Here is a 25911-nt window from a genome sequence, read left to right as displayed (position 1 = left end):
AGTCTAGAAGTCGCCGTAGTTGACCTGCCACGTCGGCAGGCCCATGCGGCGCCAGATCGCGACGACCCGGTCGCGGTCGTCGAGCGAGACCCGCACCGCGTAGCGGTGGCGCACGTGTGCGTCGAACAGCTCCGCCTTGACCACGTCGTCGCGGCGCGTGTCGCCCTTCGCCCGCATCCACAGCTCGTCGTACGGCACGCGGTGCCGGCGCAGCCAGGACTCGGTCTGCTGCCGGAACTCCTCGCTGCGGCCCGACAGCAGCACGATGACGTCGCCGTCCGCGCGCCGGAAGGCGTCCAGGGCGTGCCGCACCGGCTCGTTGAGCAGGTCGAGCTCGCAGCGCGTGAAGTCGTACGGCCCCCGGTCGCCGGTGAGCGCGAGCGTGCCGTCGATGTCGCACATCACCGCCGCCGGCAGCGCCGGGTCGGGGACGTACGCCGTCACGGGCGGCGCGGCCACCGCGCCGGAGGCCCCGTTCATCCATTCCGTCGTCAGCCGCCAGCCGCCCTTGCGGGCGTTGCGGTGCTTCTCGTCCAGGATGCGGATGATCTCCTCGCCGACCTGGCGTTCGCGGGCGGCGTCGCGGCGCAGGCACTCCTCCAGCGGGACGTCGGTGAAGTCGTGCACGACGAAGGTCGCCAGACCGCCGACGGCCGCCTTCAGCCGCTTCGGGATGTTCTTGGTCAGGTGGGTGTTGTCGACGACCACGTCGAACCCGCCGTCCACGGCCGCGCGGACGGCCGCGTCCTGGACCGCCAGGACCGTCTGCTCGTGGGCGTAGCCGCGGCTGCGCCCGGGGTCCGGCAGGTCGAGCATGGCCCGCAGGTCGTCGAGGTTGACGCGGCGCATGCGGCCGCCGGACTCGGCCTGGAGGGCGCGCGCGGCCGTCGTCTTGCCGGAGGCGGGCAGACCCGTCATGACGTGGACGACGGGCAGCGGTGCCTCCCGCTCCGCGGGGCGGCCGGGCCGGTCCGCGGCGGGAACCGGCGCCGGGATCCGCGGCGCCGCCTGCGGGGCGCGGGCGGGCGCCGCGGCCGGCGACCGCTCGTCCGCCGGCGTCCGCTCGTCCGCGGGCGACCGCTCCTGCGCGGGCGCGGTGCGGTCCTCCTCCTGGGACACGGTCCTGTTCTCCTCGTCGGTGATGTACGGGTCGGCGGCGTCCGGCCGCACCTGGCGCCAGGTCGTGAGCTCGGTGGGCCGGCCGTCGAGCCGCATGAACATCGCGGGCCGAACGGCACGGTCGGGCAGCTGCGCGACCGCCCGGGCGAATGCGCCCCGGTCGGCGGCCAGGTGGACGAGGCCCGCGTAGGCCTCGTCGATCGCGCGCTCGTGGCGGGCCGCGGCCTCCTCCAGGCCGGCGATGACCCCGCGCACCCAGTGGTCGAACTCGTCCGGCACCTGCTCCAGCAGCGCGTCCAGGGGCTTCCCGCCCCAGGCCTCGACGTCGGCGACGGTGCAGTTCAGTCCCTGGGCGAGCTGCTTGGCGGGCAGGCCTCCGAAACGCTGGATGCCGTGGCCGCGCCAGATGTCCCGCGCCGTCACGCCGGTGAGCACCTTGTGGAGCCGTACGTACTCGGACAGCTTGGCCTTGGCGCGCACGCCGGAGGCGAAGCGCAGGACGAAGCCCTCCGCGTCCATGCCGCTCGCGGGGGACCCGCCGGGCAGGGTGTTGGACTCGGTGAGCGCGAGGAGTTCGTCGAGGGGCATGGCGGGCCACACCGTGACCACGGAACCGATGCCCTCCCAGTGGGTCGCGGCCTCGGCGAGCGGGACCTCGGTGCCGTCCGTGCGGAAGGCCGCGAGGAGGACGAGGTCGCGCCGGTCCCCGTAGTCGACGACGATGCGGTTCTGCGGGTACAGGATCTCCGCGAGGTAGGTGGTGCCCGGGTGCAGGGCCGCGGTGTCCGCGCCGTCGAGCCGGCCCTGCGCCCAGGTGGCCTGGGCGCTGGTGAAGGACCCCTTGGAGGCGACCCGCCAGCGGCCCGCGTAGTGGAAGACGATCGCGAGGCTGCCGTCGACCTTGTCGTACACCTCGAACGGCTCGTCGGGGAGGGCCGGGGCGTACGGCTGGCCGGACTCGTGCTCGCCGACGTTGAAGAACTTCGGCAGCGGCAGGGCGACGATCGCTCCGGTCTCGTCGTCGGCGACGAGACCGCGGCAGCGCGTGGTGACCTCGTCCCAGACGCGCTCGTACTGGGCCGTCCGCGTGTAGGTGTAGATGGACAGCGGCAGCTCGGGGTGCGCCTTGCGGGTCACGTACCCGGCGTCGATCGAGTCCGCCAGCGCCTGGGCGGGCAGCAGGTCATGCAGAGTCAGGGTCTCCTGGCTCATGGGGTCCTCCCGGTTTGAGATGGCTCATTCTCGCTTGCGGGAGGGTGTGCCCGGTACTCAATTACGCCTGGTCGGAGCGGTTCCCAGGCGGTTGATGTCCGCGGGCCGCAGGATGTGGCCGGGCACTTCGGTGCCGGGAGTGGCCACGGCGATCATGGCGCGGCCGAAGGCCTCGGAGGTGATGACGAGGTCCGGCGCGAACCGCCGCAGCAGCGGGACCAGCGGCGCGGTGACGGCGTAGAGGACGCGGTAGAGCCGGGTCCGGGACGGGACGCCGCGCGCCGGCTGGACGATGCCGGGGCGGAACATGTAGGCGCGGAAGGGGAGTTCCAGCAGGTCGTTCTCGGTCCTGCCCTTGACGCGGGCCCACATGGAGCGGGCCCGCCCGGTGCTGTCCGTGCCCTGCCCGGAGACGTACGCGAAGGTCATGCCCGGGTTGGCCGCGGCGAGCGGCCGGGCCACGGCGAGGGTCAGGTCGTGGGTGACGCGCCGGTAGTCCTCCTCCTTCATGCCGACGGAGGAGACGCCCAGGCAGAAGAAGCAGGCGTCGAGGGCGGCCGGGTCGACCCCGGCGGCGGACAGGTCGGACGGGTCGTCCTGCACCCGCTCGCGCAGCTTGGGATGGGTGACGCCGAGCGGGGACCGTCCGACGGCCAGGACGCTGTCGACCGAGTCGTCGCGCAGGCACTCGCGCAGGACGGCGCGGCCGAGCATCCCGGTCGCGCCGAAGAGGATGACGTTCACCCGTGGAAGCGTAGGCGCTGCCGGGCGGCGGCGCACGGGGGCGGGGCTTCGGGGGCCGGGTGCCTCGGGGGGGCGGCTGGGGGCGGCTCGGGGCGGCTCGGGGCGGCTGGGGGCGGATCAGTGGGAGACGCAGAACTCGTTGCCCTGGGGGTCGGCGAGGGTCGTCCACGTGCTGGGGCCCTGACGGCCCTCGTGGAGGTGCTTCGCCCCCTTGGCGACGAGGCGCTCGACCAGTTCCTTCGGGTCGTCGTCACCGGTGCGGACGTCGAGGTGCACCCGGTTCTTGACGGTCTTGGGCTCCGGGACGAACTGGAAGAGGATGCGCGGCGCGCCCTCCAGTCCCCCCGGGTGGCGAATCGCCGCGCCCGCCTTCCAGACGAGGACGCCGCGGTGGGTGGTGGTGTCGTCCTCGGTCGCGTGCCCCGCGGCGATCAGGCCGCGGATGAACGGCTCGTCGCTGGGCTCCACTTCCCAGCCGAGGGCGTCGGCCCACCAGTCGGCGAGCGGGTGCGGGTCGGGCGAGTCGATGGTCACCTGGAACGTGTACGCCATGCCGGGACCCTACTGACCGGGCGGGGGCGGCGCCACAGGAAGGGCGCCGTCACACCGGCGGGCCGCCCCGGCGGGGGGTGCGCCGAGCAGCGAGGTGGGAGGAGACGAGCACGCCGACGGTGACCAGCCAGGCCGCCACGGCGATCCAGAGCAGGACCTCCCCCAGCGGCAGCAGCAGGGCGACGCCGGCCGGTTCGGCGACGGAGAGGCAGGCGGTGGCCGTCATGCCGAGCGGGAAGACGGTGGCCCAGCGCCGGATGTCGTAGCGCGGCCGGGGGTGGCGCAGTTCGGCGGCGAGGAGGACGACGTACCAGACGAGGGACAGCGCGAGCGCCACGAGCGTGACGGTCCGCAGGGCCGTGTGCGCCGGACCCGACCACACGGGCGACGCGGTGAGCCTGGAGCCGGCCAGGGCGGAGATGGAGAGCGCCCCGCCCGCCACCCAGTGGTCGCCGGCGCCGCCCACCACCTCGCGCAGGTCGAACCGGACGAGGGTGGCCACGTAGAGCAGCAGCCCGAGGCAGAAGGCGGCCAGTGCCGCCCGGGCCAGCCAGTCCTGGTGGCCGGCGGCGGCGAGGACGGCCGCGAGGACGGCGAGCCCCTGCGTGGCCACGCAGCCGAGGAAGGCGTCTCCGGGCATGCGCCGGCGCCAGTGCCGCAGGACGTTGGACAGCAGAGCGGGCCAGAGCACGGCGGCCAGTGCGAGCAGGGCGGCGGCCACGGTCTGCCAGCCGAGGAGGGAGATGCGGGTACCGACGATGGTGGTCGCGGCGACGGCCGTCAGGGCGGCCGGGGTGTCGGCCTCGGCACGGAACCGCCCCCGGTCGCCGACGAGCCGGGCCGTGAAGTCGACGGCCAGTACGAGCCACAGGGCCACGGTGATGACCAGGGCGACCAGCGACGAGGTCTGGTGTCCCGTCATGTGCAGGGCGACGGAGATGATGCCCGTGGCCATGACGGCGGCTCCCGCCGCCGGCGGGAGCCCCGCCCACCAGCCGGGACCCGGGAGGATGCTCACGCCTCCAGCGGACCCCACGGGTCGGCGGGCCGCCAGCGGGCTGGGCCGACCGGCGCCCGGGCCGCGTCCGGCGCGGCTGGCCGGAACTCGCGCTTGTCACGCCGGTTAGGGCTACCTAACCTATGGCTCGCTTCGCTCGCTCGTTCTCGTCCCCATCCCGCTCGCCCGCTCTCGAGCACGTTCGGCACGACTTCGGGATCCGTCCCCGACCGAAGGAGCCTCCCCCCATGAACGCACGTCTCGACCACGCCCAGCCCTACGCCGTCGGCCTGTTCCGGATCGTCACGGGCCTGCTGTTCGCCTCGCACGGGGCCGCCTCCCTCTTCGGCGTCCTCGGCGGCGCCCACGGTGGCGGCACCGTCGCGGCCGGCACCTGGCCGGGCTGGTACGCCGCGGCCATCCAGCTGGTCGCCGGCGCCCTCGTCCTCCTGGGACTGGGCACCCGCACGGCCGCCTTCGCCGCCTCCGGATCCATGGCGTACGCGTACTTCACGGTGCATCAGCCCGACGCGCTCTGGCCGCTGCAGAACGGCGGCGAGGCCTCCGCGATGTTCTGCTGGGCCTTCCTGCTCCTGGTGTTCACCGGACCCGGCGCGCTCGCGCTGGACTCCCTGTTCGCGTCGCGCGCCTCGGCCTCCTCCGGGCACCGCGACGAGACCCGCCCCGAGACCGTCACCGCCTGAGGAATCGTTCCTGCGACCCCGATGGACGGCGGCTAGCCTGTCGCGCATGGACGAACTCAACGGGGTGGAGATCGTCGGCTTCGCGGACGCCGAGGCGTTCGAGAGCTGGCTCGCCGAGCACCACACGCGCCAGGAGGGGGTGTGGATCAAGCTCGCGAAGAAGAAGTCCGGCATCCCGTCGGTCACCGACGACGAGCTCGTCGACATCGGGCTCTGCTACGGCTGGGTCTCCGGGCAGCGGCGCTCCCTCGACGAGCTGCACTACCTGCAGAAGTACGTGCCGCGCCGGCCGAGGAGCCTGTGGTCCCAGGTGAACGTGGACAAGGTCGCGGCGCTGACCGCCGCGGGCCGGATGCGCGAGCCGGGGCTCGCCGAGGTGCGCAGGGCGCAGGCGGACGGCCGCTGGGTCGGCGCCTACGCCCCGCAGCGGACTGCGGGGGTGCCGGAGGACCTCGAAGCCGCACTCGACGCGCGCCCCGAGGCCCGCGCGGCCTTCGAGGCGCTGGACCGGACGGGGCGCTACCAGGTGGCCCTGCCCCTGCTCCAGGCGCTGACGCCGGAGACCAGGCGGGCCCGGCTGGAACGGGCCGTGCGCCTGCTGGCCGGTGACCCTCCGCGATAGACCGGCGCCCCGGTGGGTGCCCCGGGCGGTCCGGGCGGTCCCGCCGGTCCGGGCGCTCCCGGGCGGTCCGGGACAAGGCGTCGGGCCCCGGCCTCCCCTCGCGGGAGGGGGGAGGCCGGGGCCCGACGGGAATCCGGAGGATTCCGGGGACTGCGGACCGCTGCGGGTCAGGACTCCTGCTTGCGCGCCTTCTCGGCCCGCTCCGCGTTGCGCTCCTTGATCCGCACCGCTTCCTTGCGGACGTCGGCCTGGGTGGCCCGTTCCCGCTGGAGCCACTCGGGGGACTCCTGCTTCAGTGCTTCGATCTGTTCGGTGGTGAGGGGCTCGGTGACCCCGCCACGGGCGAGGCCCGCGATGGAGACGCCCAGCTTGGAGGCGACCACCGGGCGGGGGTGCGGGCCGTTGCGGCGCAGCTCCTGGAGCCACTGGGGCGGGTCGGCCTGGAGCGCACTCAATTCACTGCGCGAGACGACACCCTCCTGGAACTCTGCGGGGGTGGCCTCGAGGTACACGCCCAGCTTCTTCGCCGCGGTCGCGGGCTTCATCGTCTGGGTGTTCTGGTGCGACGTCATGAGGTCAAGGGTATCGAGCGTGTGCACGGGTTCCGACCACGCCCGGTAACCTTGCGGGGTGACAGGCTCGGAAGTACCCCATGCGTTCCGGCTCGCTTATGTCCCCGGCGTGACCCCTGCCAAGTGGGTACGGATCTGGAACGAGCGGCTGCCCGACGTCCCGCTGACCCTCGCCCAGGTCTCCTCCGCCGAGGTGTTCGGCGTACTGCGCTCCGGTGACGCCGACGCGGGGTTCGTCCGGCTCCCCGTCGACCGTACGGACCTCAGCGCGATCCCCCTCTACACCGAGACCACCGTGGTCGTCGTCCCCAAGGACCACCTCGTGGCGGCGGCCGAGGAGATCACCAGCGAGGACCTCGCCGACGAGGTCGTGTGGCACCCCCTCGACGACACCCTCGACTGGGAGAAGCTGCCGGGACAGCCCGCGATCGAACGGCCCGCCACGACGGCGGACGCCATCGAGCTGGTGGCGGCGGGGGTGGGCGTGCTCGTCGTCCCCCAGTCCCTGGCGCGTCTGCACCACCGCAGGGACCTCACCTACCGTCCGGTCTCGGACGCGCCCACGTCGCGGGTCGCGCTGTCGTGGCCGCAGGCGGAGCCCACGCCCGACCTGGTGGAGGAGTTCATCGGGATCGTCCGCGGTCGGACGGTGAACAGCACGCGGGGCCGTCAGCAGACGCCCGCGCAGCCGAAGGCGAAGCGCAAGCCGTCCGAGAGGGCCGGCGGTACGGGCAAGGGCGGCGGCGCGGGCGGCGGCGCCCGGCGCGGATCCGGCGCCGCGTCCGGGAAGTCGGCGGGCAAGAACCCGCGCGGTGGCTCCGGCGGGGCCAAGTCCGGCGGCGCCAAGGGAGCCAAGGGCGGCAAGCCCCGCCGTCGCCCCTAGCGCCCGGGGGACGCGATCGCGCTGAACCGTCGGTGGACCGGCCGGACCGCCGACGGCCTGGCTTCGGGGATCACGATCGCCTCCCGGTGTATGCAGGGGGGATGGATCTCCGGCCGCCGCTCACGCGTCACCACCGGTCCCGGCAGCTGAGCCACGCGCAGCTGGTGGCCCCGTTCGTCCTCATCGCCGTCGTGACGGTGGTCGACGTCCTCGCCCCGCCCGAGGTGCACCTCGGGCCGTTCCTGGCCGCCGCACCCGCCATGACGGCCTCCTTCGCGGGGCCCCGGATGACCGCCTTCGTGGGGCTGGTGGCCGTGCTGGCCCAGGTGGTCGTCGCGGCGACGCGCACCACCCTGACGGACCTGAACCACACCTTCCAGATCATCGCGCTCATCATGATCTCGGTTTTCGTGACCTTCTTCGCCCACCTGCGGGAGGTGCACGAGAAGGAGGTGGTGCAGCTGCGCACGGTGGCCGAGACCGCCCAGCAGGTGGTCCTGCGGCCGCTGCGCGACCGGATCGGCCCGCTGGGCGTCGCCTCGGTGTACCTGGCCGCGGCGGCGGAGGCCCGGATCGGCGGCGACCTGTACGCGGCCGCCCGCACCGCCACGGGGACCCGGCTGATCATCGGCGATGTCCGCGGCAAGGGCCTGGAGGCGGTCGGGGACGCCGCGCTCGTCCTCGGCGCCTTCCGGGCCTCCGCCCACCAGGAGGACGGGCTTCCCGGCCTGGTGGACTACCTGGAGGCCGCGGTCAGCGCGGACCTGGACGGCGGGGACGAGGGCGAGAGCTTCGTGACCGCGGCCGTGCTGGAGATCCCGGACGACGAGCCGGTGCTGCGCCTGGTCAGCTGCGGACACCCGCCGCCACTGGTGCTGCTCCGCGACGGCGAAACCGTCGGGCTCGACGTGGCCCGGCCCGCACCGCCCCTGGGTCTGGCCGGGCTCGTCGCCGGGACGGTCACCGCCGAGACCTTTCCCTTCGGGCCCGGTGACGTCCTGCTCCTGTACACGGACGGGGTCCTGGAGGCACGCGACCGGGCGGGCGCCTTCTACCCCCTCACGGAGCGCGTCGCCGCATGGGCCGGCATGCGCCCGCAGGCTCTGCTGGACCGCCTGTGCGCGGACCTGCTGGCGCACGCGGCCGGGAACAGGCTCGACGACGACGCCGCGATGGTGGCGGTCGAACGGCCGGCACCGCCCGCACGGCCCTGATCCCCCGGGGACGACCCGGCCGGCCCGGGTTTGCCAGAATCGGATCATGCTGACCATCGGGACGATCGTCATGGGCGCCGCGGACGTGCGGCGGGCCGCGGAATTCTGGTCCGGGGCGCTGGGTTACGTGCCGCGCGACGGCGAGGTGGACGAGGGCTGGACGGTCCTGGTCCCGGCCGACGGGGTGGGGCCCGGACTGGCGCTCGGGCGCAGCGTCACGCCCGTCCAGGAGCGCCCCCGCGTCCACCTCGACCTGTACGCGGCGGACGCGGCCGAGCAGGCGGCGGAGGTGGCACGGCTGGTGGCGCTCGGGGCCCGGCACGTGGAGTGGGACTCGTACCCGCAGGACCCGGACTTCGTGGTGCTGGCGGACCCGGAGGGCAACCGCTTCTGCGTGATCGACACGACCCACGGCTGAGCCGCCGGCCTGTGCGGGCACGCACGTGACGCGGTGCACGCCCCGCGCGGGAACGGCTGCGGCCAGGACCCCTGGGATGCACCCGCAATCAGTGCCCGGGGGCCTGCGGCACCCGGTCCCCGAGCAGCGGCGAGAGCGTCCGGCGCAGGTCGTCGACCCGGCGGTAGTGAAGGGCGCCCATGCCCAGGCCGCGGGCGGCGGTGACGTTGGCGGCGGTGTCGTCGACGAAGAGGCAGCGCTCGATCGCGACGCCGAGTCGCTCGGCGGCGATGCGGTAGACCCGCGGGTCGGGCTTGGCCACGCCGATGCGGGCGGTGTTGACGACGTGGTCGGCCAGACCGGTGAGCCCCTGTCGTTCGAGGTCCCGCTCCAGGCGTGTGGTCGCGTTGGAGACGAGCGCGACGGACGCCGTCCTCCGCACGGCCCGGAGCAGGGCGACCACTTCCCCGTCGACCACGGGGACGAGGTCCGACCACGCCCTGACCGCGGCAAGGGCCCGCTCGCGGGATCCACAGGCGTCGGCGAGGTCGGCCGCGACCGCGGTCCGCCACTGCGCGTCGCTGATCTCGCCGGTGACGGCGGGCTGCAGACGCTCCGGGGCGAAGGCGGCGGCCGCCAGCGCACCGGGGCGCAGGCCGCCGGCCCGCTCCAGCGCGTCGGCGGCGGGCCAGTGCCGGATGACGCCGTCGATGTCGCACAGGACGGCGTCGTAAGGGCGTGTGGTCACGATGAGAACTCCTCCCCCGCCCAGGGTATGCGACACCCGACAACGGCGCCGCTCTCGAACCGTGTTGACGATGGGGATCCGGCACGTGCCCGGCCACGCGAAGGAGTTGAGCGCAGCGCGGGGGTGTCGGGCGGGAGTTCGTCGGAGGGGCGGCCCGTCAGCGGGGTTCGTGGGCCGCGAGGCGGCAGGCGCCGCCCGCGGCGCCGCCCGCCACTCCGGCCTCGGTGAGACCGTTCACGCAGCCCTGGAGGTCTCCGGACACGCCGAGCCGACAGGCTGCCGTGACGGCGTCCGTGGTCGCCGTACCGGCCTGCGCGGCCATCCGCGTGCAGGTGGGGATGTCAGCCGTGGCGGTCGGGGCGGCGGCGACGATGCCGCCGAGCGTGAGGATCAGGCCGGTGAGGACACCGGCGGTTCGGATGGGCCTTCGCATGGAACACACCTCGCCCGCGGTCGTTGCCGTGCCCCCTTCCACCGTACGGCCGACGCCACCGCCCCACACCGCGAGCCGGCGGCCGGGCCGCTTCCTGATGTCCCGCTTTCCCCTTCCTTAAGCGGAACCTAAGACTCATCAGAGCCGCCCCGAAACGAACGAATGTCCGTTTCGGGGCGGCTAGCGTGCTGCCGCAACCCCAACTCCCCAGTAACACAGAGGCAGGCACGCGATGGGCAGCACAGTCGGTCACCGGCGCAGGACGAGTCGTACGGCGAGGGCCACGGGCGCGATCGTGGCGGCGGCGGTGATCGGCGGTGCGGCCTTCGCGCTCACCGGGACCGCCCACGCCGGCTCCGTCGGGGCCGTCTACACGAAGTCCAGCTCCTGGAGCGGCGGTTACACCGGCCAGTACGTCGTCACCAACAACACCGGCCAGGCTCAGTCGGGCTGGACGCTGGAGTTCGACCTGCCGGTGGGCACGAAGATCGACTCGCTGTGGAACGGCACGCACACCGTCGCCGGGCAGCACGTCACCGTGAAGCCCGCGGGCTGGAACGGGCAGCTGGCCGCCGGCGCCTCCGTCACCGTCGGCTTCGTCGCGAGCGGTTCCGGCGCGCCGGGCAATCCGACCGGCTGCCGCATCAACGGGGTGAAGTGCTCCGTGGACCAGGGCGCGACGGCCCGGCCGAGCGGGCGCCCCACCGCCCGCCCCACCGCCACCGCGGCCCCCACCACGGGCCCGACCGCGTCGGCCACCTCCGCCGCGCCCACCCGGACCGCGTCGCCCTCCCCCACGGCGACCGCCCCCGCCCCGGTCGGGGGCGGGGCGCGGTTCGCCCCGTACGTGGACACCTCGCTGTACCCCGCGTACGACCTGCTCGACACCGCCGCGCAGACCGGCGTGAAGGAGTTCCACCTGGCCTTCATCACCTCGGGTGGCGGCTGCGCACCGCTGTGGGGCGGCGTCACCGATCTCGCGAACGACAAGGTCGCCGCGCAGATCGGTGCGCTGCGTGCCAAGGGCGGCGACGTCCGGGTCTCCTTCGGCGGAGCAGCCGGCCACGAACTCGCCCTGAACTGCGCCACCGTGGACGACCTCGCCGCGGCCTACGGAAAGGTCGTCGACCACTACCGGCTCACCAAGGTCGACTTCGACATCGAGGGTGCGGCCCTGCCGGACACGGCCGCCAACGCGCGTCGCGCGCAGGCCATAGCCAAGCTGCAGAAGGCCCACCCGGGCCTTGACGTGGCCTTCACCCTGCCCGTGATGCCCGAGGGCCTGACCCAGCCGGGCGTGGCGCTGCTGGCCGATGCCCGCAAGAACGGCGTCCGCGTCGACGCCGTCAACATCATGGCGATGGACTACGGTCCCGCGTACAGCGGGGACATGGGGCAGTACGCGATCCAGGCCGCGACGGCCACACAGGCCCAGGTCAAGAGCGTCCTCGGGCTCTCCGACGCGGCGGCGTGGAAGGCCGTGGCGGTCACTCCGATGATCGGCGTCAACGACGTGACCAGCGAGGTCTTCACCGTCGCGGACGCGACGCAGCTCGTGGAGTTCGCGGCGTCGAAGGGCATCGGCAGGCTGGCGATGTGGTCCTCCACGCGCGACAAGCAGTGCGCGGCCGGGGCCGTCAACCACGCGGACGCCACGTGCAGTTCGATCCTGCAGCAGCCGCTGGCCTTCACCAGGGCGTTCGCCGGCCTCAAGTAGCGAAACGCCCGGGCCGGCCCCGGCCGGACGGACGGATCAGGCCAGGATGCCCGCGCGGCCGGCGATGTCGAGCGCCACGTCGACGCGCGGCGCGGGACGGCCCTCGATGCCGGGCGGCGCGGCCAGCAGGGCGGTGACCGCGTCGGCGTCGGCCTTCCCGTCCCGTACGAGCGCCGCGAACCGGTCGACGGTCTCGGTGAGGGCCCGCTCGTGCACGTGGGGGGCGTCGAAGGAGGAAGCCGCCAGCCCGAGGAACTCCTCGTGCGAGCCCACCCAGGGCGCGGCTCCCTCCAGCCCGTCCTCGCGCACCTCCTGCGGGTACGGGATGCGGTGCCAGGCGCCGTCCTCCCACCAGTAGACGAAGCCGAACATGTTGCCGGCGGCGTCGTCCCGCAGGAGCTCCCAGGGGAGCCAGTCGGGGCCGCCCGCCAGGAAGTCGATCTGCTCGCCGCCCACGTGGGTGTGGCTGCCGTCGGGGTCCTGGCCGCAGAACACCGCACGTCCTTCGTCGAACACGCTCAGGCGCCACCAGCCGTCGCCGCCCGTGCTGTGGCACCACAGGCCGTCCTCGTCGAGGGCGAACTCCGTGTGCGTGGAGCAGGCTGCGTCGACCATGGCCATGATCACGGCCCTGGCCCACAACCGGTCGGGGTGGTCGAGGTCTTCGGGCCGGCTCGGCGTGTGCATCGGTGGTCTCCTCCCGGGTCACGGGCAAGACTCGCACGCCGGTCCGCGCGCCTGTGCACGAGGGTCCGCCGCGGCGGCGGGGTCCCTGCGGCCCGTTCGTCCGGCCCGTTCGTTCGGCCGCGGACGGTCGGCCGAAATGCCGATGGTCACGCGGACCGGCCGGTGGAATCCTTGAAATCGGGCCGTTTCGTCCCGCTTCCTGCCTTTTCCACCTCCTGAGAAGGAGCTGCTCACATGCTGGTCCTCGACTCCTCCCGTTCGGACACCGTGCTGGTGCGCCGCGCCGTCGTGCGCTTCCTGCGGGCCAGGTGTCCGTGGGCCGACGCCAACGACGTCCTGCTCGTGGTCAGCGAGCTGCTGGGCAACGCCGTGCGGCACACGGAGGGCGGGTGGCTGCTGCGGATGGCCCGTCGGGAGGGGTCCCTCGTCGTCGAGGTCTACGACAGCAGCAGTTCCCGCCCGGTCCCGCGGTCCGGCGACCCGGAGAACGGGGGCGGCTTCGGCTGGGGCATCGTCGAGGAGCTGACCTCGTCCGTGACGGTCCGGTCGCACGCGGTGGGCAAGTCCGTACGGGCCGTCTGGCACCCGGCGCACGCCCGGGCCGCCTGACCGCCTGTTCGCCCGACCGGCCGCCGACAGCAGCCCGTCCCGGCCGGAGGTCCGGCCGGGACGGGCGCTGCGCTACGACCCTCAGGTGTTGATGCAGGTGTTGCCGGCGGCCGGGTTCAGCGCGCCGATCAGGTTGATGCTGTTTCCGCACACGTTGATCGGAATGTGGATCGGGATCTGGACGACGTTGCCCGAGAGGATGCCCGGCGAGCCGACGGCGTAGCCCTCCGCGACGGAGTCCGCCGAGGCGGAGGACGCACCGCCGATGACCGCCAGGCCCATCACCAGGGCGAGGCCCGCACTCTTCCAAACACGCGACACGTGGAATCTCCTTGTCGTGCACGACGGTGCCGGAGCACCGCACGGCCCCGAGGGGGGCCGCCCCTCCTTCATCGGCAGCCGACCGCTGCCGACCGAAGCCCCGACGGCCCTGTTCGCTCGAAGAGGTGTCCCCGCGGCCTCCGTATGGAGGTATCCGTGTCGACCGCACACCGCCACCCCGACTCGAATTCCCTGTTCGAACACACCAGTTCGGATCTCCACGCCGGAGAGCGGGGCGCACTGCCCCAACTCCCGCTACTCCCCGGCCCCTCCGGGCCGGCCGGGGCTTCGCGTCACCGCGCGCGGCGGCACCCGGTCCGCATCCGATCGGACCGGGTGCCGCCCGCCTTGCGCGTCACGCGGGCTTCTGCGACCAACTCGTGCACAGGGACCAGATGATGAACACGTCGATCGCGATGATGATGATCGACCACCACGGCTGGTACGGCAGCCACAGGAAGTTCACGATGATGCTGAGGCTGGCGAGGGCGATGCCCGCGCCCCTGGCGACGTTCGAGCCGAGGAACAGGCCCACTCCGGTCAGGACGACGACGAGTCCGACGATGAGGTGGATCCAGCCCCAGGCCGTCAGGTCGAATTCGAAGACGTAGCTGCCGAGGCGTGCGTACACGTCGTCCTCGGCGATGGCCGCGATGCCCTGGAAGATCGCGAGGCATCCGGTCACCACGAGGAGGACCGCGGCGAAGAACGTGCCGACCGCTCCTCCGGTTCCGTCGCCGCCGCTGGACAGCGGTGCGGTGCCCGGCGCGGGGCCGGTATTCCAATTTCCCCCGGTCGGTGTCGACTGGCCCATCGAACTCACCTCACAGTTGGCGGTACCGCGCCGGACACATCTCGCAGTGTCGTCCGGCCGACGGCTTCTCGTGATCACCCGAAGCGGGTGGTCCTCCCTTCCGGGTCGTGGAGCGGGTACGGCGTCAGGCGGGTACCTGGCGCATTTCGAGCACCCGCAGGCCCAGGGACTGGAAGCGCGTGAGGAGCCCGTACAGGTGTGCCTCGTCCGCCACGATGCCGAGGAGGAGCGTCTGCTCCCGGACCGGGATCCGGTCGAGCTCGGGGAAGTTCGCGGCGAGTGTGTCCGGCACGACGCCCGAGATGCGGAACTCGTAGCGCATGAGAGCACTCACTTCTCTCCGAAGGAAGACTTCAGGTGCCTTGCCCTGCCCTGCCATGGTCGGACCGGCCGCGCTGTCGGGCATCGCCCGGAACGGGCGAGAGGCGCGGCGGGCCGGTCCGGCACGATCCGAAAGGGGCGGCCTAGAGCAGGCCGAGGTCCTGGGCGCGGTGGACGGCGTCGCTGCGACGGGTGACGCAGAGCTTGCGGTAGATGCTCTTCAGGTGGGTCTTGACCGTGTTGGCCGAGAGGTACAGCTCGGCCGCGATCTCCTCGGTGGACAGCATCCGTGCCGCCTGGCGCAGCACCTCGGTCTCGCGGGCGCTGAGCGCCTCCACCACGGGCGGCGGCGCGTCCGGCCCGCCCGGCCCGCCCGGCCCGGTCCGCCCGCTCTGCGCGGTCCGCCCGGTCCGCCCGTCGGCCGTTCGGCCGGGACGCGGTGTCGGCCGGGAGGTCGCCCGCAGGTTCCGGCGTACCCAGGGCCCGCCGTCCGCGAACGGCCGGCGCAGTTCCTCCGGCCGGGCCAGTTCCACGGCCTCGGCCAGCTTCCGCTGCGCCTCGCCGGTGCGTCCGTCCGCCGCGGCGATCTCCGCCCCGAGCAGGCGCGCCCCCACCCGTACGGGCGCCGGGAGGCCGTCGTCCGCGGGCAGGCCCGCCAGCTCACGGGCCGCGGGCCCGGTGCGCCCGGCCGCCAGGAGGGCCCGGGCGCGGGCCAGCGCGTGCTCGGGCCGCCCGCAGGGCGCGGCATCGAGCACCCGCAGGGCCGCCTCGGCATCACCTCGGGCCAGGTGCACCGCCGATTCGGCCACGGCCAGCGCGTCCGCCGCCCACGCGGGCGGCTGCCCCGCCTGCGGCGCCGTCCCGGCCGGACGCAGGCGGGCGAGAACGGCGAGCGCGGCCTCGGCGTCGCCCTCGGCGGCTGCGATCCGGGCACCGACGACGGCCGCCTGGACCGCTGCCGCGGGTTCGGGTCGGGGGCCGGCGGCCGCGGTCGCGGTGGCCAGGTCCAGATGGGAGCGGGCGGCGGGCAGGTCGCCCCGCTCGAAGGCGACGCCCGCCAGGACGAGGTGCCCGGTCCCGGAGCGCCGCCCGGGCGGCAGCGCCGCCTGCTCGGCCACGACGAGGGACGCGCGGGCGTGCTCGGCGGCCCGGCCGAGCCGGCCCCGCAACAGCTCGACCAGCGCCAGCGAGCCGAGGGCGTCGCAGAGCGGGTACCGCGTTCCGGCCTCCGTTCCCGGCTCCGTCGCGGGCTCCGCGCAGGCGTCGACCGCGGCCGTGAGGGCGCTGCGGGCGCCGTCGAGCCGTCCGGCGCCGAGCCGCACCGCGCCGAGGGCCGCGAGGAGCAGGGCGCGGAGCTCGGGGTGCGCGGCGGCCGGCGGGGCCGGCAGCTCCCCGAGCACGCGTTCGGCGTCGGCCGCCGCCCCCTCGGTGGCCGCCGGGTCGCGGGCCGCGCGCCCGGCGAGCACCCCGAGGAAGGCCCGGCTGAGGCGGGCGGGCGCGCCGGAGTCCGGGCCCAGGAGGGAGTCCGCGCGGCGCACCGCCTCCTCGTAGCCGGGAAGGTCCTGTACGACGAGCCGGGCGGCCGCGCCGACCAGTGCGGGCGCCGCGCCCGGCGCGTCGGCCGGCAGGGCGGCGAACGCCCGGTTCAGCTGCTCCGCCTCCAGGCCGGTGAACAGCCGGCCGATCGCCAGGGCGTCGACCAGGCGGCCGGCGGCGAACGGCCAGTCGCCGGCGGCCGCTCCCTGGACGACGGCCTCGTTGAGCCGGCCGGTCCCGGCGAGCCAGCGCGCCGCCCGCCCGTGCAACTGCTGCTCAAGGCCCGGATGGCGCCTGCGCAGGTGGGCGCGCAGGACCTCGGCGAACAAGGGGTGCAGCCGGTACCAGGCGGAGGCGTCGACCTGCTCCAGGAAGGCGTTGTCGCGGGCCAGCCCGGCGAGGGTGCGGGCGCCGTCGTCACGGCCGGTCAGCGCGTCCGCGAGGTCGGGGTGGACTCGGTCGGTGACGCTGACGCGCAGCAGCAGGTCCTGGGTGGCCGGCGGCTGCGCGTCGAGGACCTCGGTGAGCAGGTAGTCGGCGATCGTGGTGCGGTCGGCCGCGAACTGGCGTACGAAGGCCTCCGGGTCGGGGCTGCGCTGCATCGCGAGGGCGCACAGCCGCACCCCCGCGGCCCATCCCTCGGTCCGTTCCACGAGCAGCCGGATGCCGGCCTGCGAGAGGTGCAGCCGGTGCTCGGCCAGCAGGGCTTCGGCGTCCGCGTGGGTGAACCTGAGGTCGGCGTGCCGGATCTCCGCGATCTCGCCGGCCGCCCGGTAGCGGTGCAGGGGCAGCAGGGAGTCCGTGCGGCTGGTGAGGACGATGCGCAGCCCGCCGGCGGCGTGCCGGAGTACGAAGTCCAGTCCTTCCGTCATGGCGGGCGGCTGGGCCGTGTCGAACTGGTCGAGGACGAGGACCACGGGCCGTGCCGACCCCGACTCGGCCAGTCCCGCCGCTAGACGTACCAGGAAGGACTGGGTCACGCCTTCGGCGCGGGTCGGGACGCCCACGGCGGCGGGCAGCTCGACCCCGCCCCGGTGCAGCGCCTCCAGGACGTACGCCCAGAAGACGCCGGGGGCGTCGTCGGGTTCCACGGTCAGCCACACGGGGGGCCGCGGTGCGCGTCCCCCGGCCGCCGCCCAGTGGGCCGTGAGCACGGTCTTGCCCGAGCCCGCCGGGCCGTTGATCAGGGTGAGCGGGCCCTGCACCCCGGCCGTGAGGCGTTCGAGCAGCTCGGGCCGGTGGACGAGCGTCTTCGGCACGGCCGGTGCGGTGAACCGGGCCGTGAGCATCGGGTCGCACTGCGGTCGGGCCACAGCCTCCACTGAAGCCGCGATCGGTCGTGATCACCACTTGTGTCCCCCGGAACGGGTGAAGCGCGACGGGTGAAGCGCGGTCGGGCCCGGCCGGGCGCGGTCGGGCGCGGTCGGACACGGCCGGGCGCGGTCGGCCGCGGTCGGACACGGTCCGGTGCGCTCCGGCGGTGTCGGGCCGCGGGCTCACTGCGGCGCGGTGGCGGCGGCCGGGTCCTGCGGGTCGTCGGCGGTGCCCAGGCGGTGCGCCAGCAGGTGCTCGTGGGCCAGTACGTATCCCAGGGCGACGCCCATGGTGACCACGACGAAGAACATGATCAGCCAGGACAGGAGGACGAAGACCAGCCCGAGGGCACCGAACTGCTGGAGGCTGTGGTTCAGCGCCCGGGGCATGTAGAACCGGGAGCCCCAGCTGATGAGGCTCGCCCCCACCGCGACCAGGACCGCGCCGGGCAGCAGGGGCAGCCACGCCACCCGCCCGCCGAGCAGCAGGTGCTGGGTCCACCACCACAGCAGGATGCCGCTGATCAGGGAGATGACGGCGCCGAGTACCCGGCCGGCGCCGAAGGCCTGCTGGATGGGCCCCTGGAACAGCAGCGCCGTCAGCCAGACCAGCAGCCAGGCCACCCAGCGCCAGGCCGCGAGCCGGGCGCCCGCCTTCGGCAGGTGCCACGCGCGCTCGCAGGTCCGCTGGAGGGCGCGGCTGCAGGCCGTCGCGGACAGCAGCGTGACGACGACGCCCACCACTCCGGTGCTCGCGATGGTCGCCGTGTCCTCGCCGCTGTTGTGCACGACCGAGCGGACCTGGTCCAGTGCCGGGCCGGTGAGGCCGAGGGTCCCGCTGATGGTGGAGACGAGCTGTTTGCGCATCCAGTCGGGCGCGAGGGCCCCGATGACGAAGATGGCGGGGATCGCTCCGAGGAAGGCCTGGGCGGCCAGGCGGGTGGCGCAGTCCAGCAGGTTGACGCGGGCGAACTGTTCGAGGATCCGGCCCAGGAACGGCGTGTACTTGCGCATCCAGGCCGGCACGGTGAAGCGGGGCGGCTTGTCGCGCGGTTCCGACACGGTGACGGCTCCTTCCGCGGACGGCGTCTGTCGGCTGCGATGGCCCTCCCTGAGCAGGATGGGGCAGCCCAGGACGTCCGGCACGTCGGGAGGGCCGCCACCGCTCCGGAAAAGGGAGCGCGGACGCGGGGTTCCGCGCCTACGCTCCGGGCTGGGCCCCTTGAGAGAAGGAACGATGGACATCGTCTTCCGAAAGCTTCCGGACGACCGGCACGATCTGGAGGTGCGTGACCGGCGGGGACCGGACGTGCGGCAGATGTCCCGGGCGACCGGTCCGACCATGCCCCACGACCTCGTGCACGCGGCGGTCGAGAGCGCGCTCGGGATCACCGACGGGTTCTGGGGGGCCATGGCGCGGGGCGCCACCTTCGAGGGATTCGAGACGACGGCCCCCACCCGCCACCGCCGGTCGGGGATGAAGGTCCTGCGGCGCGGTGGCGAGGCGGTGATGCGGGCCGAGCTCTGCGTCAACTGGACCTACCGCGTCTGGTCCGGTCTGAGCACCGCGGGCCGGGGCGTGGGCCGCAGCCCGCTCGACGAAGGGCAGGTGGCGCTGGCGTGCGCGGCGCTCGACCGTGCCGCCGAACGCTGGGCGGAGGTGGCGGAGGGCGGAACCCTCACCTGGCGCTGGTGAGGGCCGGGGCGGTGCCGGGCCGCGGCGCGGTCGCGCCCCGGTACCGCCCGCCGCGCCCGCCGCATCCGCCGCTTCAGCCAGCTCCTCTCTACCGCGGCCGGGGTCCGTCCAGGAGCGTGATCTCGTATTCCAGCGGGCCGAGTTCGGTCCGGTGGCCGGTGTCCAGGGCGGCTATCTCCTCCTGCACGGCGTCGAGTTCCTCCTGGCGCCCCATGACGCCCAACTGCAGCCCGTAGGCCCTGAGCACGACGACGAGCAGCTGCAGCCTTCCGGCCTCCAGGGAGTACATCCGGCGTGCGGCCCCGACCGCCTCGGCCCGCAGGGCGAGGGCCGTGCCGGGCTGGTCGGCGAACTCCTGGCGGCTGTAGGCGCACAGCGCCCGGGCCAGCAGGGGCAGGTACGCGAGCGGGCTCACGCGGGCGAGCACGCGGTATGCGGCGACCTCCTGTCGGACCGTCAGGGCCTGGGAACCGAGGAGGGCGACCCGGGCTCGGAGTACCGCGTCGTGACTGATGTGCGCCGTGTGATTCATGACGCTGATTCTGAAAGCCGCACAGGGCCCCAAACAAGGGCAATCGACTGTGCCCTTGATCCTACGAAAACCGGCTCTGACCTGTCATGATGGATACGTCTTCACCCCTGCGCCCGCTCGGCGACCGAGTCAGCCGGCGAGGAAGGTCAGACGGACCTGGCGGCGGGGGTTGTCCCGGTTGGTGTCCACCAGGGTGACGGACTGCCAGGTTCCGAGTTCCAGCGCTCCGTCGATCACCGGAAGCGTCGCGTGGGGCGGGACGATCGCGGGCAGGACGTGGTCGCGTCCGTGGCCCGGGGAGCCGTGCCGGTGCCGCCACCGCTCGTCGGCGGGCAACAGGGACTTGAGGGCCGTCAGCAGGTCGTCGTCGCTCCCCGCTCCGGTCTCGATGACGGCGAGCCCGGCGGTCGCGTGCGGCGTGAAGACGTTGAGCAGGCCGCTCCGGCCGCGGGCCACCTCCCCGAGGAAGGCCGCGCAGGCGGAGGTCAGGTCGTGGACGGTCTCCCGGTCCCCGGTCGTCACGTCGATGGTGCGCGATGCGAAGGTGTCTGCCATGGCGCCATCCTCCCGCCGCCCGGGCGCGCCACGGTGCAGCCCCGCCGCGCCGCCGTCGCCGGTCGCTGCCGGCTGCTGCCAGTCGTTGGCGGCCGCTGCCGGTCGCTGCGGACCACCTTCACGATCTTGAGACCGGGAGCGGCCCGTGGCAGGCTCGTGCCGCATGATCGAGGAATTCGCGAAGGACAACCTGCACGGGAGACTGCGGCGGGACCGCGGGGCGCTGCTCTGGAAGCTCGACGGCCTGTCCGAATACGACGCCCGCCGGCCTCTGACGGCGACCGGAACCAACCTTCTCGGCCTGGTCAAACACGTGGCCACCGTCGAGGCCAGGTACTTCGGCGAGGTTTTCGACCGCCCTTCGCCGGAGCCTCTGTGCCGGTGGCAGGACTCCGACGGCAGCGATCAGTGGGCGTCCGAGGACGAGACCCGCGATCAGATCATCGGGTTCTACCGGCGCACGTGGGAACACTCCGACGCGACGATCGACGAGCTTGCCCTCGACGCCCCCGGCCACGTGCCGTGGTGGCCGGAGCGCTCCCCGAACACGAACCTGTTCGCCGTCCTGGTCCACGTCCTCGGCGAGACCAACCGGCACGCCGGGCACGCCGACATCCTGCGCGAGGGCCTCGACGGCCGGACCGGGATGCGCCCGGAGCACGAGGGGCGGACCGACGCGGAGGCCCGTGCGGCCCACTGGGCGAGGATCGAGCAGGCCGCCAGGTCGGCCGCGCCCCTCACTGCGCAGGCGTAGGTGTAGGCGCGGGCGCGGGCGTAGGCGTGGGGACCGGGTCGAGCTCCTGGGCCGGCGACGCGTACTCCATGCAGACCAGGTCCTCGCGCGGGTCCCACGAGCCGGTCGTACGGAAGCCCGACCGCTCGTACAGGGCGATCGCGGGGGTGCGCCAACTCCACACGGACAGGCGGACGGTGGCGACGCCGCTCGCGGCGGCGTGGGCGGTCGCCGCCCGGAGCAGGACGGAGGCGAGGCCCCGTCCGCGACGGGCGGGGTCCGTCCAGACCCGCTTGATCTCCGCGGTCCCCGCATCCGGCGCGGTCAGTACGAGACAGCCCGCCGGCACGCCCTCGTCGACGGCCAGGAACACGGTGTCGTCCGCGAAGGCGGCCCGCGGGTCCCGGATCTCCGCCCGGTAGCGCGCGGGCAGCTGGGTCGCGTCCGCGACGGGCAGCCCCTTCTCCGCCTCCGTGCTCAGGTGGTAGTCCGTCAACAGGGCCGTCAGCGCGGCGGGGTCGCCCAGCAGGGCACCCGGGGTGCGGACGACGGCCGCCGGGGTGTGCACGTTCATGACGCGATCATGGCATCCCCGACGGAGGCCGGGAAGGTCCGCTCACTGCACGCTGAAGTGGTGGGGGTGGGCCGGATCCCGTCGGCAGGCGAAGACGTTGAGCTTGCCGAAGTTGCCCACGGCCACCCCAGTCGGCCGGTTCGTGTCGGCGCCGGCGTCGGTGGGCAGGGGGCGCCAGCTCTCGCTGTCGGAGCGCCACTCGTACGAGTCGATGGTCAGCAGCAGCCGCATCGCGTGGCCGCAGTCGCTGCAGTCCGCGCTTCCCGGCCCGGTGACGTTCCACGCCGCGTGCCCGCCGGCCTTCCAGCCGGGCGCGACCGACAGGTCGCCCTGATAGGTCGGCGGGGCAGCGGCCTCCCCGTCTCCGTCCTCGTACGCGGCCTCGTCCACGTACGCGTCCTCGTCCTCGTCTTCGTACGCGGCCTCCTCCTGGGCGTCCTCCCACTCCGCGACGCGCTCGCCGAGTTCGCCCGTCAGCAGTTCGATGTACGGGTACTCGGTGACCCGCTCCGGATGCAGCAGGCACGGCTCGGGCACGTAGCCGTCGAACCCGACGCGCCCGGGCGGCGGCTGCGGCGCCGCCACCTCGCGCACCTCGGCCGACCGCCGCCACCTCAGCCTCACGTGCATGCCGTACCCCGTGGGCCCGTGGAGGTCGAAGGGGCACCAGAAGACCTGGAGCAGATCGCAGCCGTCGGGCCCGGGAGCCAGGTCCGGGACGTCCCGGGCGTACAGCTGGGCCACCGCGAGCAACGGCCCGCCGTACCGGTGCGGCTCGTCGCATTCGGGCCACGGCTCACCGGCCGGCCACAGCAGCGGACCGCCGACGTGGCTGTCACGCACCGTCGGGCGTCCGGCGCGGGGGTGCAGCCTGGTCGCCGTCGCACGGTGGGCGGCCAGTCCGGGGAAGAGCGCCTCGGCATCCAGCGGCCGCGGCGGGGTGGTGAAGGTAATGCGGGCGAACCTACAAGCCGGCGGCACGGGGTGCGTTCTGCGGGTGTGGAAAGGCAACTGGAGCGGGAATACCTTTCATACTTCCCCACACCGCGCGTGCAGCCTTCGGTTGAAAGGATGATCGGTGACCTCTCAAAGCATTCATCAGTCCTCTGATGAGCATGTACCGGTGCTCCGTGGCGAGGCGACGGTGGAGTGGGCGACGGGCATGGTGATGGCCCTGGCCCCCTGCGGGACCCGTGAGGCGAGGCTCGTGCTGGCGGCAGCCGCCGAGCTGGCGCGGGTACCGGTGGCGGACTTCGCGGCCGCCGTGGTGGCGGGGGCGCACGGGGAACCCGTACCCGCCCGGTGGGACCGGGCGCTGCGGCGGGCGGTCGAGGCGCTGCTGGGCCCCCGGTCCGGTCCGGAGGGCGGGCGGGGCGTGGGGCTGCTGCCCAGCCGGGCCCGGACCAAGGACGTCCTGGCCCGGTTCCGGGCGGCCCGGGAGCGGCTCGCCGGGGCACCCGGCGACGGGGCGGCCCGCAGCGCCATGGACGACGCGGCCTACACCCTGTGCGTGCTGATGGGCCGCTCGACCGTCCACGAGGCCGTCCTGGCGGCCGAGCGGCACCTGGCGGGACCGGGACCGGGACCGGGTCCGGGACCGGGACCGGGACCGGACTGACCGCCGCGGGCGGAGGCGGCCGTCTGCGCGGCCGGTCGCCTGCGGGGCCCGTCGCCCGGGGGCGGCCGTGTGCCGTGCCGCGCCCCGGGTAGGCGCCCGGACGTACCGCACGCGTCCGCGCACCAGCAAGGGAGTCGTCATGCCTCGCGGTTCCAGCCCCAAGCGGGAACGACAGTACGAGCACATCAAGGAGAGCGCCGAGGAGCGCGGCGAGAGCCCGGAGAGGGCGAAGGAGATCGCCGCGCGGACGGTGAACAAGGAACGGGCCAGGGCCGGCGAGTCCGAAACGGCGAGCAGGACGTCGCTGGAGGACATCTCCTCCGGCCGGCGCGGCGGCCTGCGCTCCCACACCGGGGCCCAGGGCCCCACCTACGACCAGCTCTACGCGGAGGCCCGGCGCAGGAACCTCCACGGCCGTTCCTCGATGGACAAGGCGGAACTGAAGCGGAGGCTGGGCCACTGATGCCGGCCCGTGAGCGGCCGGACACCGCCTGCGCCGACCGGCGTAGGCGGCGGATGATCAGGGCGGTCCCGGGGTAACCGCACCGGGTGATCACATTCGGCGTCGAAGAGGAATACCTCCTGGTGGACCCGGTGACGGTGCTGCCGGTCCCCGGGGCCGATGACGTGCGCAGGGCCGCGGGTCTCGGGCCGATCGCCGACGACGGCGAGGTCCAGGACGAACTGCTGCAGGCGCAGGTCGAGGTCGCAACGCCCGTCTGCACGGAGCTGGAGGAGGTGGGCGGGCACCTGCTGCGGCTGCGGCACGCGGTCGCGTCCGCCGCCGAGGAGCACGGCTGCCGGGTCGCCATGGCCGCGGCCGCACCGCTGCGGAACGCCTCCGCGGTGCCGGTCACCCGCAAGCCGAGGTACCTGCGGATGGAGGGCCAGGCCCGGCAGCTGGTGGACGAGCAGCTGATCAACGGCATGCACGTCCATGTGGGGGTGCCCGATCCGGCGACCGGTGTCGCGGTGCTGAACCGCATCCGGGTCTGGCTCCCGACGCTGCTGGCCATGTCGGCGAACTCCCCCGTGTGGGACGGCAAGGACACCGGCTTCGCGAGCTGGCGCACGATCGTCTTCGGCCGCTGGCCGGTCAGCGGTCCGCCCCCGTACTTCGACGGCCTGGCCGACTACGAGCAGCGCATCGACGCCCTGGTCGCCTCGGGGGTGATCGCCGACCGGGGCCAGCTGTACTGGCAGGCTCGGCTCTCCGACCGTTTCCCGACCGTGGAGGTGCGGTGCCTGGACGTCCAGTTGCGGGCGGACGACGCCGTCATGCTGGCCGGCCTGGTCCGGGCGCTGGTCGCGGTCGCCCTCGCCGAGGAGAAGGCCGGGGCCGCCCCGGCCCGGTGCCGGCCGGAGCTGCTGCAGGCCGCCAACTGGCACGCGGCCCGGCACGGCCTGAACTCGACGCTGGTCGATCCCGACGGGCGCTGCCGCAGCAGCGGTGACGTGCTGTCCTCCCTGCTCGCCCACGTCGCTCCGGCGCTGGCGGAGTCCGGGGACGAACGCGAGGTGGCGTCGCTCGTGCACCGGCTCCTCCAGGAGGGGACGCCGGCCGACCGGCAGCGCCGCGCCCTGCGGGAGGGCGGCATGCCGGCCCTGCGGAACCTGATCGTGGGCGACTCCCCGTCGGGCTGAGCCGCGGAGCGGGTGGGGCGGGCGGACCGGACCGGCGGACCGGACCGGCGCACGGGGCGGGGCGGATGCGGCCGAAGCCCGGGACGGCCGTTCGCACCGTGCGATGCTGGTGCGCATGACGCTGGAAGACCTGGTGAGGCTGCGCCGTGCCCGCGACGTGATCGACCGCGACTACGCGGAGCCCCTGGACGTTCCGGCGCTCGCGAAGGTCGCCCTGATGTCCCCGGGGCACTTCTCCCGCAGCTTCCGCGCCGCCTTCGGGGAGACCCCGTACAGCTATCTGATGACCCGCCGCGTCGAGCGCGCGAAGGCGCTGCTGCGCAGGGGCGACATGAGCGTGACGGAGGTCTGCTTCGCCGTCGGGAGCACGTCGCTGGGTTCCTTCAGCTCGCGCTTCACCGAGCTGGTCGGCGAGAGTCCCAGCGCGTACCGGGCCCGCGCGCACGAGGCGGGCGAGGCCATCCCGGCGTGCGTCGCCAAGTACATGACGCGACCGGTCAGGGGCGCCGAACCGAAGCGGGCCGGCGGACCGGCGGACCGGTAGGGGATCCGGTCAGGAATGGAGAAGCGAAATCGGCGGGCGCCTCGTAGCGTCGGAGCCATGAACATCAACCTCTCGCAGTGCTTCATCGCAGTCGACGACCACGACAAGGCGATCGCGTTCTACCGCGACGTCCTCGGCCTGGAGGTGCGCAACGACGTCGGGTTCGAGGGCATGCGCTGGGTGACCGTCGGTTCGCCCACGCAGGACGTCGAGATCGTCCTCGAACCGCCGCTCGCCGACCCCGGCGCGCCCGCCGCGGACCGGCAGGCGATGGCGGAGCTGCTGGCCAAGGGCATGCTGCGCGGCGTGATCTTCTCCACCGACGACGTCGACGCCACCTTCGAGCGGATCCGGGCGGCCGGCGGGGAGGTCATGCAGGAGCCCATCGACCAGCCGTACGGCGTCCGCGACTGCGCCTTCCGCGACCCGGCCGGCAACATGCTCCGCTTCAACCAGCCCCGCAAGCAGTAGGAACCCCTCCCCCGCGGTCCCGCCGGTCG

Annotated in this window: 31 protein-coding genes; 14 read left to right on the top strand and 17 right to left on the bottom strand. The window is 74.0% G+C overall.

Annotated features, from left to right (window positions below):
• Positions 1-3: 3 nt before the first annotated feature.
• From AB0O53_RS02905 to AB0O53_RS02890, 4 genes are all read right to left on the bottom strand, one after another.
• A complete protein-coding gene (locus tag AB0O53_RS02905) occupies positions 4-2331 on the bottom strand; it encodes a phosphatase domain-containing protein (RefSeq protein WP_350989253.1) in 2328 nt (775 codons plus the stop codon).
• 57 nt (positions 2332-2388) lie between these two features.
• Positions 2389-3075: a Rossmann-fold NAD(P)-binding domain-containing protein gene (locus tag AB0O53_RS02900; protein WP_365192902.1), complete on the bottom strand. Its 687-nt coding sequence runs from the start codon at positions 3073-3075 to the stop codon at positions 2389-2391.
• Positions 3076-3192: 117 nt separating this feature from the next.
• Complete coding sequence (locus tag AB0O53_RS02895) at positions 3193-3627, bottom strand: VOC family protein (protein ID WP_350989249.1); 435 nt, start codon at positions 3625-3627, stop codon at positions 3193-3195.
• A gap of 49 nt (positions 3628-3676) precedes the next feature.
• Positions 3677-4645, bottom strand: coding sequence for a tellurite resistance/C4-dicarboxylate transporter family protein (locus AB0O53_RS02890; RefSeq protein WP_365192900.1), 969 nt, complete (start codon positions 4643-4645; stop codon positions 3677-3679).
• A 227-nt stretch (positions 4646-4872) separates the two neighbouring features.
• Here AB0O53_RS02890 and AB0O53_RS02885 point away from each other — a divergent pair, with 227 nt between their 5' ends.
• Both AB0O53_RS02885 and AB0O53_RS02880 read left to right on the top strand, forming a co-directional pair.
• Positions 4873-5328 carry a DoxX family protein gene (locus AB0O53_RS02885; protein WP_350989245.1) on the top strand — a complete coding sequence of 152 codons (456 nt, stop codon included), beginning with the start codon at positions 4873-4875 and terminating at the stop codon, positions 5326-5328.
• A gap of 46 nt (positions 5329-5374) precedes the next feature.
• Entirely contained in the window at positions 5375-5950 is a 576-nt protein-coding gene (locus AB0O53_RS02880; RefSeq protein WP_365192898.1) for a YdeI/OmpD-associated family protein, read from the top strand.
• A gap of 167 nt (positions 5951-6117) precedes the next feature.
• Here AB0O53_RS02880 and AB0O53_RS02875 read toward each other — a convergent pair whose 3' ends face one another.
• Positions 6118-6522: a DUF5997 family protein gene (locus AB0O53_RS02875; protein WP_350989241.1), complete on the bottom strand. Its 405-nt coding sequence runs from the start codon at positions 6520-6522 to the stop codon at positions 6118-6120.
• Positions 6523-6580: 58 nt separating this feature from the next.
• Here AB0O53_RS02875 and AB0O53_RS02870 point away from each other — a divergent pair, with 58 nt between their 5' ends.
• The 3 genes from AB0O53_RS02870 to AB0O53_RS02860 all read left to right on the top strand — a co-directional run bounded on the left by AB0O53_RS02870 (position 6581) and on the right by AB0O53_RS02860 (position 9037).
• Complete coding sequence (locus tag AB0O53_RS02870; protein ID WP_350989240.1) at positions 6581-7405, top strand: LysR family transcriptional regulator substrate-binding protein; 825 nt, start codon at positions 6581-6583, stop codon at positions 7403-7405.
• 101 nt (positions 7406-7506) lie between these two features.
• The gene (locus AB0O53_RS02865) at positions 7507-8619 is read left to right on the top strand and encodes a PP2C family protein-serine/threonine phosphatase (RefSeq protein WP_350989239.1); all 1113 of its coding nucleotides are present in this window, start codon (positions 7507-7509) and stop codon (positions 8617-8619) included.
• A 46-nt stretch (positions 8620-8665) separates the two neighbouring features.
• Positions 8666-9037: a VOC family protein gene (locus tag AB0O53_RS02860; RefSeq protein WP_350989238.1), complete on the top strand. Its 372-nt coding sequence runs from the start codon at positions 8666-8668 to the stop codon at positions 9035-9037.
• Positions 9038-9125: 88 nt separating this feature from the next.
• On the opposite strand, the gene AB0O53_RS02855 is transcribed toward AB0O53_RS02860, so the two are convergent.
• Together AB0O53_RS02855 and AB0O53_RS02850 are read right to left on the bottom strand one after the other, a co-directional pair.
• Entirely contained in the window at positions 9126-9764 is a 639-nt protein-coding gene (locus AB0O53_RS02855; protein ID WP_350989236.1) for an HAD-IA family hydrolase, read from the bottom strand.
• 157 nt (positions 9765-9921) lie between these two features.
• A complete protein-coding gene (locus AB0O53_RS02850) occupies positions 9922-10197 on the bottom strand; it encodes a hypothetical protein (protein ID WP_365192895.1) in 276 nt (91 codons plus the stop codon).
• A 232-nt stretch (positions 10198-10429) separates the two neighbouring features.
• Between AB0O53_RS02850 and AB0O53_RS02845 the strand changes: the two genes are divergently transcribed.
• The gene (locus tag AB0O53_RS02845) at positions 10430-11914 is read left to right on the top strand and encodes a cellulose binding domain-containing protein (protein ID WP_365192893.1); all 1485 of its coding nucleotides are present in this window, start codon (positions 10430-10432) and stop codon (positions 11912-11914) included.
• Positions 11915-11950: 36 nt separating this feature from the next.
• Here AB0O53_RS02845 and AB0O53_RS02840 read toward each other — a convergent pair whose 3' ends face one another.
• On the bottom strand, positions 11951-12601 hold the full coding sequence (locus AB0O53_RS02840) for a hypothetical protein (RefSeq protein WP_365192891.1): 651 nt from the start codon (positions 12599-12601) through the stop codon (positions 11951-11953).
• A 234-nt stretch (positions 12602-12835) separates the two neighbouring features.
• Between AB0O53_RS02840 and AB0O53_RS02835 the strand changes: the two genes are divergently transcribed.
• Entirely contained in the window at positions 12836-13210 is a 375-nt protein-coding gene (locus AB0O53_RS02835) for an ATP-binding protein (RefSeq protein ID WP_365192889.1), read from the top strand.
• A gap of 81 nt (positions 13211-13291) precedes the next feature.
• Here AB0O53_RS02835 and AB0O53_RS02830 read toward each other — a convergent pair whose 3' ends face one another.
• The 5 genes from AB0O53_RS02830 to AB0O53_RS02810 form a co-directional block, all read right to left on the bottom strand.
• A complete protein-coding gene (locus AB0O53_RS02830; RefSeq protein WP_350989226.1) occupies positions 13292-13531 on the bottom strand; it encodes a chaplin in 240 nt (79 codons plus the stop codon).
• 355 nt (positions 13532-13886) lie between these two features.
• Positions 13887-14345, bottom strand: coding sequence for a DUF7144 family membrane protein (locus AB0O53_RS02825; protein ID WP_136228109.1), 459 nt, complete (start codon positions 14343-14345; stop codon positions 13887-13889).
• A gap of 124 nt (positions 14346-14469) precedes the next feature.
• Positions 14470-14667: a DUF8691 family protein gene (locus AB0O53_RS02820; protein ID WP_030662027.1), complete on the bottom strand. Its 198-nt coding sequence runs from the start codon at positions 14665-14667 to the stop codon at positions 14470-14472.
• A 142-nt stretch (positions 14668-14809) separates the two neighbouring features.
• Entirely contained in the window at positions 14810-17515 is a 2706-nt protein-coding gene (locus AB0O53_RS02815; RefSeq protein ID WP_365192886.1) for a winged helix-turn-helix domain-containing protein, read from the bottom strand.
• Positions 17516-17698: 183 nt separating this feature from the next.
• Entirely contained in the window at positions 17699-18577 is an 879-nt protein-coding gene (locus AB0O53_RS02810; RefSeq protein WP_350989221.1) for a YhjD/YihY/BrkB family envelope integrity protein, read from the bottom strand.
• A 175-nt stretch (positions 18578-18752) separates the two neighbouring features.
• Between AB0O53_RS02810 and AB0O53_RS02805 the strand changes: the two genes are divergently transcribed.
• Positions 18753-19211: a hypothetical protein gene (locus AB0O53_RS02805; RefSeq protein ID WP_350989219.1), complete on the top strand. Its 459-nt coding sequence runs from the start codon at positions 18753-18755 to the stop codon at positions 19209-19211.
• Positions 19212-19299: 88 nt separating this feature from the next.
• On the opposite strand, the gene AB0O53_RS02800 is transcribed toward AB0O53_RS02805, so the two are convergent.
• Both AB0O53_RS02800 and AB0O53_RS02795 read right to left on the bottom strand, forming a co-directional pair.
• Positions 19300-19743 (bottom strand): hypothetical protein, encoded by a 444-nt coding sequence (locus tag AB0O53_RS02800; protein ID WP_350989217.1) that lies wholly within the window; start codon positions 19741-19743, stop codon positions 19300-19302.
• Between the two features lie 129 nt (positions 19744-19872).
• Positions 19873-20298, bottom strand: coding sequence for a secondary thiamine-phosphate synthase enzyme YjbQ (locus tag AB0O53_RS02795; protein WP_350989215.1), 426 nt, complete (start codon positions 20296-20298; stop codon positions 19873-19875).
• 163 nt (positions 20299-20461) lie between these two features.
• On the opposite strand from AB0O53_RS02795, the gene AB0O53_RS02790 reads away from it, so the two are divergent.
• Positions 20462-21052, top strand: a complete 591-nt coding sequence (locus AB0O53_RS02790; RefSeq protein WP_350989213.1) for a DinB family protein — start codon at positions 20462-20464, stop codon at positions 21050-21052.
• On the opposite strand, the gene AB0O53_RS02785 is transcribed toward AB0O53_RS02790, so the two are convergent.
• Together AB0O53_RS02785 and AB0O53_RS02780 are read right to left on the bottom strand one after the other, a co-directional pair.
• Entirely contained in the window at positions 21036-21605 is a 570-nt protein-coding gene (locus tag AB0O53_RS02785) for a GNAT family N-acetyltransferase (RefSeq protein ID WP_365192882.1), read from the bottom strand. The genes AB0O53_RS02790 and AB0O53_RS02785 overlap by 17 nt on opposite strands.
• 42 nt (positions 21606-21647) lie before the next feature.
• Entirely contained in the window at positions 21648-22559 is a 912-nt protein-coding gene (locus AB0O53_RS02780) for a YwqG family protein (RefSeq protein ID WP_435886585.1), read from the bottom strand.
• A 169-nt stretch (positions 22560-22728) separates the two neighbouring features.
• On the opposite strand from AB0O53_RS02780, the gene AB0O53_RS02775 reads away from it, so the two are divergent.
• The 5 genes from AB0O53_RS02775 to AB0O53_RS02755 all read left to right on the top strand — a co-directional run bounded on the left by AB0O53_RS02775 (position 22729) and on the right by AB0O53_RS02755 (position 25882).
• Entirely contained in the window at positions 22729-23223 is a 495-nt protein-coding gene (locus AB0O53_RS02775) for a DUF5133 domain-containing protein (protein WP_365192878.1), read from the top strand.
• A gap of 139 nt (positions 23224-23362) precedes the next feature.
• The gene (locus tag AB0O53_RS02770; protein WP_350989205.1) at positions 23363-23686 is read left to right on the top strand and encodes a plasmid stabilization protein; all 324 of its coding nucleotides are present in this window, start codon (positions 23363-23365) and stop codon (positions 23684-23686) included.
• Positions 23687-23772: 86 nt separating this feature from the next.
• Complete coding sequence (locus AB0O53_RS02765) at positions 23773-24867, top strand: carboxylate-amine ligase (RefSeq protein ID WP_365192876.1); 1095 nt, start codon at positions 23773-23775, stop codon at positions 24865-24867.
• A gap of 115 nt (positions 24868-24982) precedes the next feature.
• A complete protein-coding gene (locus AB0O53_RS02760; protein WP_350989201.1) occupies positions 24983-25411 on the top strand; it encodes a helix-turn-helix domain-containing protein in 429 nt (142 codons plus the stop codon).
• Positions 25412-25468: 57 nt separating this feature from the next.
• Positions 25469-25882, top strand: coding sequence for a VOC family protein (locus AB0O53_RS02755; RefSeq protein WP_350989199.1), 414 nt, complete (start codon positions 25469-25471; stop codon positions 25880-25882).
• Positions 25883-25911: the final 29 nt, after the last annotated feature.

It is taken from the genome of Streptomyces erythrochromogenes (assembly GCF_040684695.1).
Lineage (GTDB): Bacteria > Actinomycetota > Actinomycetes > Streptomycetales > Streptomycetaceae > Streptomyces > Streptomyces erythrochromogenes_C.
This window is presented reverse-complemented; position numbering and strand designations above follow the sequence as displayed.